Below are 9221 nucleotides of genomic sequence, written 5' to 3'. Positions count from 1 at the left end.
CCCCAGCGGCCCGCCGGCGACCAGCGCAGGACCGACGGCGAACCCGCCGGGCCCGTTGGCGACCCCGACCAGCCGGTGGAGTTCTGGCCGACGGCCGCCATCCGGTCGGCCCTCCAAGGCGGCGACATCGCCACCTGGAAGCGCATCGCCGCGGCCCTGAAGCGCGACCCGTACGGGCGGACCGCCCGCCAGGTCGAGGAGGTCCTCGAGGGGACGCGTCCGTCGGGCATCTCCAAGGCCCTCTGGGAGGTGCTGGAGCGCGCCCGCACCCACCTGGAGGCCAACGAACGCGCCGAGGTCGCCCGCCACGTGCGGCTGCTGATCGACCGGTCTGGCCTGGGCGAACAGGAATTCGCGTCGCGCATCGGGGTGTCGCCCGAGGAGCTGGGCACCTACCTCGACGGCAGCATCAGCCCGACGTCCGCACTGATGATCCGGATGCGCCGGCTGTCGGATCGGTTCGTCAAGGTGAAGTCCGGGCGGCCGACCGAATCCAACTGATCACCGGGAATTGATCGGCCGCGCGTCCGCCACCAGCCAGGTGCCGCCCTTTTTGGCCAGGGTCACCCGCAGCGCCGGAGCGGCCTGGCTGGGAGGCTGGCCGGGGGCGTTCTGCGTCACCCGCAGGATCACGGCCACGCTGGCCGCCGACGGCCCGAGGGCCTCGACTCCGGCCGCCAGCGTGGCGGCCTGCGCCGTGACGTTGTGCTGGGCCAGCTCGGCGNGCCGAGGACAACGGCAGCGCCCTGGTGTCCGCGGTGTTGTCGGTGGATCCCGAGGACATGAAGGCCCGCGACACCGTCGGCTGGATGCGCACGCAGCTCCCCAGGATCCCCGACCCGGGCACGGCGCGGGTCGACGTGGGCGGACCGACCGCGCTGATCAAGGACTTCGACGACCGGGTGTCGCAGACCGAGCCGTTCGTGCTGCTCTTCGTGGCAGCGATCGCGTTCGTGATGCTGCTGATCTCCATCCACTCGGTGTTCCTGGCGTTCAAGGGCGTGCTGATGACGTTGCTGTCGGTCGCCGCCGCGTACGGCAGCCTGGTGATGGTTTTCCAGTGGGGCTGGTTGCAGGGCCTCGGCTTCACCCAGATCAGTTCGATCGACAGCACCGTGCCTCCGCTGGTGCTGGCGATGACGTTCGGGCTGTCGATGGACTACGAGATCTTCCTGCTCACCCGCATCCGGGAGCGGTTCCTGCACTCGGGGAACACCCGCGACGCGGTCGCCTACGGCGTGAGCACCAGCGCCCGCACCATTACCAGCGCCGCCCTGATCATGATCGCGGTGTTCATCGGCTTCGCGTTCGCCGGCATGCCGCTGGTCGCCGAGATCGGCGTCGCGTGCGCCGTCGCGATCGCCGTGGACGCCACGGTGGTGCGACTGGTCCTGGTCCCGGCGCTGATGGCGATGTTCACCCAGTGGAACTGGTGGCTGCCCGGGTGGCTGCGCCGCGTGTTGCCGTCGGTCGACTTCGACCGGCCGCTGCCCGAGGTCGACCTCGGTGACGTCGTGGTCATCCCCGACGACATCTCGGCCCTCACGGCGCCCAGCGCCGACCTGCGCATGGTGCTGAAGTCGGCCGCGAAGCTCAAGCACCTTGCGCCCGACGCCATTTGCGTCGCCGACCCGCTGGCCTTCACCGGGTGTGGGCGCAACGGCACGGCGGGCCCCGCGGGCAGCCGGGGGCTCGACCCCGGACAGATCCCCCACCAGGTCAGCATCGACGACGAAGCGGGGAGCGGGGTGAGCCCGGCCGCCGCCAAGAACGGCAGCAACGGTCACTCGGCCACCAAGAAGCTCGTCGGCGGCCTCGCATCGCGCAACGGCATCGCCCGCGCGATCGCGGGGGACCGCCCGGTTCACCCGGTCACGCTGTGGCGGGGGCGGCTGTCGGTGGCGATCGACGCGCTGGAGACCGATGTCGACGAGTGCGAGCCGCCGAGGTACGAGCGGCGCAGCCCGGTGGAGACCACCAACGTGCAGCTGCCCACCGGCGACCGCCTGCTCGTCCCGACCGGTGCGGAGGCGCTGCGGCTCAAGGGCTACTTGATCATGTGCCGTAACAGCAGCCGCGATTATGCCGACTTTGCAGACATGGTCGACACCGTGGAGCCGGAGACCGCCGCTGTGGTGCTGGCCGGCATGGACAGCTATTACTGTTGTCAAACGTCCAGGCGCGAATGGATGGCAACGCAGCTAGTCCGCCGGCTCGCGGATCCGCATCCCGCCGATTTCAGCGACGCCCAGTGGTCCGAACCCGACGCCAAGGCAGACTGGGAAGATGTCAAGCAGCGCTGCCTGTCGGTGGCCGTAGCGATGCTGGAGGAGGCGAGGTGACGTTGGCATCCGAGCGACGCCCGGCCCCGCCACCCCAGCGGCCCGCCGGCGACCAGCGCAGGACCGACGGCCGTCTCTTATACACCTCTNTGGCGACCTGAACCACGTCCCGGGAATCCTTCCTGAAGTCGCGGTCCGGCCGCGTCCAGTGCGTGTAGCCGGTCAGCACCGCCGCGCACAGGGCGGCCGCGCACAGCAACACCACCGCCAACCGCAGCCCGGGCGCATCGTCGTCGGTGCCGACGCTGACCGAATCACGGCGCAGCAGCCAGAAGTTCACGGCCACGCCCTCGGCGATCAGCACCAGCAGCGCCGTGCATCCCGACACCCACCACAGCGGCCAGCCGAGGACCATGCCGATGGCCAGCAGGGCGGCGATGGCGGCCAGCGGCGCCACGATGTCGAAGGCCAGCAGCCGCCACAGGTTTCTCATCGGATGGATCCCAGCCCGGAGATCATCAGCTTGCCGTCCACGTTGGAGACATCCAGCCGCAGGTTCCAGTGCACCACCTGCGGCTTGGCGCCGACGTTCTCGCTGACCGACGTCGCGACCACCATCACCGAGTCCGTCCGGGTGGCAAACGGCGGCAGCTTGGTGGTGACCACCGGCCTCGAGACTCCGGGTTGGGTGTCCAGGTCGCGGTGCACCGTTTCGATCGCCACCGCCTCGATCCGGCCGGCGCTCTGCGACTGCAGCTTCTGCACCACCTGCCGGTAGGGCTGCACGGCCGCGTCGAAGTCGGTGTTGAGTTCGCCGACCGTGCCGTCGTGCAGCTTCTGCAGGCTGGCGTCGATGTTGCCGCTGTTCATGTTGATCAGCACGCCGGTCCACTCCGCGGCGGTCTGCATGACGCGGGTCAGGTAGCTGCGCTCGCCCAGCTCGTCGCGGTGAGCGGACCAGATGAAGTAGCCGAACACCACGGCCGCCACCGCCAACAAACCGAGCACGGTCGACGCGATGCCGTAGGGCGAGAAGATCCTGGCGGTCGCCCGTTCGGGCTCGGGGGCGTCCTCGGAGTCGGCGTCGTCTGAATCGACCTCGTGGGCGGATTCGACGTCGTCTTCGTCGTCTGACATGGGCCGATCGTTGCATCCAAAAGAAGATGGAAGGATGGCGGGGTGACTGTAGAGGCCATCCGATCGGGCGTCGACCTGAGCTTTGTCGACGCGAACGCCCGCCCCCAAGACGACTTGTTCGGCCATGTCAACGGCCGCTGGCTGGCCGACTACGAGATTCCCCCCGACCGGGCGACCGACGGCGCGTTCCGCGCGCTCTACGACCGGGCCGAGGAGCAGGTCCGCGACCTGATCGAGGAGGCCAGCCGGCAGGGCGCCCCGGCCGGCACTGACGAACAACGCATCGGTGACCTCTACGGCAGCTTCCTCGACGAGCAAGCCGTCGAACGCCGGGGCCTGGCGCCGCTGCTCGACGAGCTGGCCCTGATCGACGACTGCGCGGATCCCGCCGCCCTGGCCGCCGCGATCGGCGCCCTGCAGCGCACCGGGGTCGGCGGCGGCGTCGCGTTCTATGTGGACACCGACGCCAAGAACTCGGCCCGCTACCTGGTGCACTTCTCCCAGTCGGGTATCGGCCTGCCCGACGAGTCGTACTTCCGCGAGGAGCAGCACGCCGCCGTGCTGGCCGCCTACCCGGGACACATCGCGCGAATGTTCGGCCTCGTGTTCGGCGGCGATCACGCCGACACCGCGGCGCGGATCGTGGCGCTGGAGAGCAAACTCGCGGCCGCGCACTGGGACGTGGTCAAGCGCCGCGACGCCGACCTTACCTACAACCTGCGCAGCTTCGCGGGGCTGCAGGACGAGGCGGCGGGCTTCGACTGGGCCGGCTGGGCGGCCGCGCTGGGCGGCTCCCCCGATGCCCTCGCGGAAGTGGTTGTGCGCCAACCGGACTACCTGGCCGCGTTCGCCGCGCTGTGGGACAGCGAGGACATCGAGGACTGGAAGCGCTGGGCGCGCTGGCGGGTGATCCGCGCCCGCGCGGCGTGGTTGACCGACGACCTCGTCGCCGCGGACTTCGATTTCTACGGTCGCCTGCTGACCGGCGCCGAGCAGATCCGCGAGCGCTGGAAGAGGGCGGTGTCGCTGGTGGAGGGCCTGCTGGGCGATGCCGTCGGAAAGCTTTACGTACAGCGGCATTTCCCGCCGGGCGCCAAGGCCCGCATCGACGCCCTGGTGGACAACCTGAAGGCGGCGTACCGCCTGTCCATCAGCGAACTGGACTGGATGACGCCGCAGACCCGCGAGCGGGCGCTGACCAAGCTGGAGAAGTTCACCGCCAAGGTCGGCTACCCGGCGAAGTGGCGGGACTACTCGGCGCTGGCGATCGACCGCAACGACCTGTACGGCAACTACCAACGCGGGTACGCGGTCAATCACGACCGCGAGCTGGCCAAGCTCGGCGGCCCGGTGGACCGCGACGAGTGGTTCATGACGCCGCAGACCGTCAATGCGTACTACAACCCGGGCATGAACGAAATCGTTTTCCCCGCGGCCATTTTGCAGCCGCCCTTCTTCGACGCCGAGGCCGACGACGCCGCCAACTACGGCGGCATCGGGTCGGTGATCGGTCACGAGATCGGGCATGGCTTCGACGACCAGGGCGCCAAGTACGACGGTGACGGCAACCTGGTCGACTGGTGGACCGACAACGACCGCACCGAGTTCGGCGCCCGCACCAAGGCGCTGATCGAGCAGTACGACGCCTACACGCCCAGGGCGCTCGACGGCCGGTATCACGTCAATGGCGCGTTCACCGTCGGCGAGAACATCGGCGACCTGGGCGGGTTGTCCATCGCGCTGCTGGCCTACCAGCTGTCACTGAACGGCGAACCCGCCCCGGTCATCGACGGGCTCACCGGCGTGCAGCGAGTGTTCTACGGCTGGGCGCAGGTGTGGCGCACCAAATCCCGTGAGGCCGAAGCGATCCGGCGATTGGCGGTGGACCCGCATTCGCCGCCGGAGTTCCGGTGCAACGGCGTTATCCGCAACATGGACGCCTTCTACGACGCCTTCGACGTGACCGAGGGCGACGCCCTGTACCTGGAGCCGCAGCGCCGGGTGAGGATCTGGAACTAGGTAGCCCCACCCGCTGCCGAGCACGCCTCGATGCGTGCGGGCACGTGCTTGTGCCACGGCGTGCCGGCGTAGGGGTCGCGCCATTCCGTCGAGGTGAGCGCGTTTGGTGCGACGCCCGGAACGACGGTGTTGCCGTCGCCGTCGACGTAGTCGAGGCCAAAACCGTTGGGCAGGGCCGCATGCCCGGCCAGCATGGTCTCGGTGACCTCGACGGCCACGTCGGCGCTGCCGGCCGCGGTGCTGACCCGGGCCCGTTGTCCGTCGGCGAGCCCCAGGGCCTGGGCGTCCTCGACGCTGACCCGCAACGCGCCGTCGGCGTCGCGTTTGCGCCAGGACGGATCGCGGAAGATGTCGTTGGCGGTGTAGGCGCGCCGCTCTCCGACGGAGAGCACGATCGGGAACTCCGCGGTGGTCAGCCGGGGCGGCGCCGCGGCCAACGCCCTTAGGTCGTCCAGCATTTCGGGGATTTCCAGCGCGATCTTGCGGTCCGCGTGGGTGATCAGCGCGAAGTCGTCCTCGTATTCGTGCCGGGTGAACGTGACGCCCGACGGGCTGGCCAGGATGGCATCGAACAGCGCGTTGCCGTCGGCGTGGCCGGCCCGCCGGACGGCCTCGGGGTAGGCCATGGCGGTCTTCTGGGCCAGCCCCCACGCGGCAGCCGCGCCGGCCAACCCGTCGGGCAACGTCGGCCCCAACGTCTCGTACAGCACGTACGGAACCAGCTTCGCCACAGTCGGATTGGCGGCCACGGCGGCAAGGAACGCCTCGGCGTAGGCCTGCCGGCCGCGCCGCGCGGCCTCGTGCAGCGGGCGCAGCTCGGCGTCGTCGAGCACGCCGAGCGCGCGCACCAGCCGCGCCCAGATCTCGGGCTCGGGCAGCGTCCCCGGCAGCGGCGGCAGCAACGGCCGGCGCAGCTGAAAGGTGTTGGCGGGGAATTCGAAGTTGAAGAAGGTGGCCTCGGGCTTCTCGAACTGCGACGCCGCGGGCAGCACGTAATGCGCGAGCCGCGCGGTCTCGGTCATCGCGACGTCCACGACCACCATCAGCTCCAGCGCACCGAAGGCCTCGCGGCAGGCGGCCGAGTTGGCCAGCGAGTGCGCGGGATTGCTGCTCTCGACGATCATGGCCCGGAAGCGGTCCGGGTGGTCGGTCAGGATCTCCTCGGGCACCACGTTGCTCGGTATCAGCCCGGCGATGACGGGCGCACCGGTGACCGGCGTGCGCCCGGTGACCTGGCCGAACAGCGGGGCGAACGACGAATGCAGGTGCTGGCCACCCCTTTTCGCGAAGTTGCCGGTGAGGATCCACAGCAGCTTGTTCAGGTAGGAGCACAGGGTGCTGTTGGGCGCCTGCTGAACCCCGAGGTCCTCGAACACCGCGACGCTGGCGGCGGCGCCGACGCGCCGCGCGGCCGCGCGCAGCAGCTCCTCGTCGACCCCGCAGCGCGACGCGTAGTCGGCGACCGGAACCTCGCGCAGCGCGGCGCGCACCGCGTCGGCGCCGCGCACGTGCTCGGCGAGAAACGCTTCGTCACAGAGGTTTTCCTGGACGAGGACGCCCGCCAGGGCCGCCAGGCACCAGGCGTCGGTCCCCGGCCGCACCCGCAGATGGAAGTCGGACATCTTCGCGGTGTCGGTGACGACCGGATCGATCACGATCATCGACCGGGCCGGATCCTTGGCGATCTCGTTGAGCACCACCCGGGCCCGCGGAAAGCTCTGCGACATCCACGGGTTCTTCCCCACGAACACCGACACCTCGGCGTGCTCGAACTCGCCGCGCGTGTGACCGCCGTAGAGCTGCGCGTCGACCCAGGCCTCGCCGGTCTTCTCCTGCGCCAACGCATTCGACCGATACCGCGAACCGAGGGCCTTCAGGAACGCGCCGCTGTAGGCGCCGCCCAGATGGTTGCCCTGCCCACCCCCGCCGTAGTAGAAGATCTTGTCCCCGCCGTAGGCGTCGCGGATGTGCTTGAACCCCTCGGCGATCTCGACAATCGCGGTGTCCCAGTCGATCTGTTCGAAGGTCCCGTCGGCGCGGCGGCGCATCGGCGAGGTGAGGCGGGCGGGGGTGTTCTGGTAATGGTCCAGCCGCAGCGCCTTGTTGCAGGTGTATCCCTGCGACCCCGGGTGCGCCTTGTCGCCCCGGATGCGGGCCAGGTGGCCGTCCTCTACTTGCACGACGATGCCGCAGTTGCATTCGCACAGGATGCAGGCCGTCGGCTGCCAGTCGGTGGTGGTCATCGCGAAGTCCCTTCGGAGAGCTCGGCCTGCAGCTGTCGGTGTAGCTGGCGGCGGACGACGTCGAGGGGGGTGAGGTCGCGCCGCACCCGGGCCAGGACGATCGCCCCTTCCAGCGCCGAGATCGCCAGCACCGCGAATTCGCGGGCGCGGTCCGCCGCGATGCCGTCGGCGATGAGGCGCTGGGCGATCAGATCCGACCAGCGGTCGAACACCGCCGCGGCGCGCTCGACCACCGGCGCCATCCGCTCGCGGTCGGATTGCTCGCCGGCTTCGACGGAGACCGCCACGACGGGGCAGCCGGCGCGGAAGTCGGTCTCGAGGAGCTGGCGGCGGTACTTGTCGATCAGCGTGTCCAACAGTTCGAGGCTGCCGGCCGCCCCGGCGATGACGGCGGCGACGTGTTCGCCCGCGTAGTCGACGGCCTCGCAGAGCAGCTGGGTGCGCCCGCCCGGGAAGTAGTGATAGGCCGACCCGCGCGGTGCACCGCTGTGCTCGAGGACGTCCGAGATGGCCGTGGCGTGCGCGCCGCGCTCCCTGATCAGCAGCGCGGCGGACACCACCATCCGCTCGCGGGGGCTACGCATATGTATGATGCTATACATAATCGACCGGGCGGCGAAAGAGGCCCGGCAGACGCAAAAGCCCCCAATTTCGCCCCGGAAAGGGGGCTTTTGCGTCTGGCCGGCTACGCCGTTACGACATCCAGTCGGCCGAGCCGTCGTTCTTCTTGTAGTCGCCGCCGGTGGAGTTCTTCACGATGATCGGATCCCCCGGCCCGAAGTTGTCGAAGAACCACCTCGCGTTGGACGGGCTGATGTTGATGCAGCCGTGGCTGACGTCGCGCTTGCCCTGGTCGTCCACCGACCATGGGGCGCTGTGCACGAAGTCGCCGACGTTGTCGAACCGGACGGCCAGCTCGACGGTCACCTTGTAGCCGTACGTCGAGTTGACGGGAACCCCGTAGGTCGAGGAGTCCATCACCACCGAGGGCATCTTCTCCTGCACGTAGTAGGTGCCGTTGGGGGTCTGGTGGTTGCCCGACGTCATGCCCATCGACATGGGGATGGTCTTCTCCACGGTGCCGTTGCGCGTCACGGTCAGCTGGTGGGTGGAATCGTCGGCCGTGGCGATCAGGGTGTCGCCGGTGTGGAAGCTCGTCACGGTGCCGCCCGCGTCGACCGTCACGTCGGTGTGAGCGGGCCAGAAGCTCAGCGGGCGCCAGCGCAGCTGGGTCGGGGTCATCCAGTAGAACTTGCCCGGCACCGGCGGGATCGACGACACGTGCACCGCGTCGATGGCCGCGCCCGCGTCGTCAACCCGGCCGGGGAAGTTGATGATGATCGGTTGGCCCACGCCCACCGTCGAGCCGTTTTTCGGGACGAACGTGGGCGGCCCGAACGGCGGCGTGCCCGTGAACGGCGTCGGGTTCTGCCCAGCGGCGGGACCCGCCGCCACCGGCGACGCACCCGGGAAGGTAAACGGCGGCGGCGCGAACGGGGGCGGCGGCGCGGCCAACGGATCGGGTGCCGGCGGCGGCGCG

General features: G+C 69.7%; 6 protein-coding genes and 3 pseudogenes. 3 read left to right on the top strand and 6 right to left on the bottom strand.

Going from position 1 to position 9221, the window contains the following annotated elements; all coding sequences use genetic code 11:
* The coding region (locus BN4348_RS56695; RefSeq protein WP_066917397.1) for a hypothetical protein at window positions 1-501 on the top strand (501 nt) is incomplete at its 5' end.
* On the opposite strand, the pseudogene BN4348_RS56690 reads toward BN4348_RS56695, so the two are convergent.
* Window positions 502-723 (bottom strand): annotated as a pseudogene (locus BN4348_RS56690) (hypothetical protein); the annotation flags it as partial. It abuts the gene before it with no gap.
* Between BN4348_RS56690 and BN4348_RS56685 the strand changes: the two are divergent.
* Window positions 714-2342: pseudogene (locus tag BN4348_RS56685) on the top strand (MMPL family transporter); the annotation flags it as partial. The pseudogenes BN4348_RS56690 and BN4348_RS56685 overlap by 10 nt on opposite strands.
* Window positions 2343-2424: 82 nt before the next feature.
* On the opposite strand, the pseudogene BN4348_RS56680 reads toward BN4348_RS56685, so the two are convergent.
* A pseudogene (locus BN4348_RS56680) lies at window positions 2425-2775 on the bottom strand (hypothetical protein); the annotation flags it as partial.
* Entirely contained in the window at window positions 2772-3419 is a 648-nt protein-coding gene (locus BN4348_RS56675; protein ID WP_066917396.1) for a hypothetical protein, read from the bottom strand. The gene BN4348_RS56675 and the pseudogene BN4348_RS56680, both read right to left, overlap by 4 nt.
* Before the next feature lie 42 nt (window positions 3420-3461).
* On the opposite strand from BN4348_RS56675, the gene BN4348_RS56670 reads away from it, so the two are divergent.
* Entirely contained in the window at window positions 3462-5438 is a 1977-nt protein-coding gene (locus BN4348_RS56670) for a M13 family metallopeptidase (RefSeq protein ID WP_066917395.1), read from the top strand.
* Here BN4348_RS56670 and BN4348_RS56665 read toward each other — a convergent pair.
* The 3 genes from BN4348_RS56665 to BN4348_RS56655 form a co-directional block, all read right to left on the bottom strand.
* Complete coding sequence (locus tag BN4348_RS56665; protein ID WP_066917394.1) at window positions 5435-7681, bottom strand: molybdopterin-dependent oxidoreductase; 2247 nt, start codon at window positions 7679-7681, stop codon at window positions 5435-5437. The two genes, BN4348_RS56670 and BN4348_RS56665, sit on opposite strands and share 4 nt — an antisense overlap.
* Window positions 7678-8265 (bottom strand): TetR/AcrR family transcriptional regulator, encoded by a 588-nt coding sequence (locus BN4348_RS56660; RefSeq protein ID WP_066917393.1) that lies wholly within the window; start codon window positions 8263-8265, stop codon window positions 7678-7680. Before BN4348_RS56660 ends, BN4348_RS56665 begins: the two co-directional genes overlap by 4 nt.
* A 109-nt stretch (window positions 8266-8374) precedes the next feature.
* The coding region (locus BN4348_RS56655) for a L,D-transpeptidase (RefSeq protein ID WP_066917392.1) at window positions 8375-9221 on the bottom strand (847 nt) is incomplete at its 5' end.

Origin of the sequence: Mycobacterium interjectum (genome assembly GCF_900078675.2) — a bacterium.
In the GTDB taxonomy this organism is placed as follows: domain Bacteria; phylum Actinomycetota; class Actinomycetes; order Mycobacteriales; family Mycobacteriaceae; genus Mycobacterium; species Mycobacterium interjectum.
Note: the sequence above shows the minus strand (reverse complement) of the source record. Positions and strands in the feature narration are given on the sequence as shown.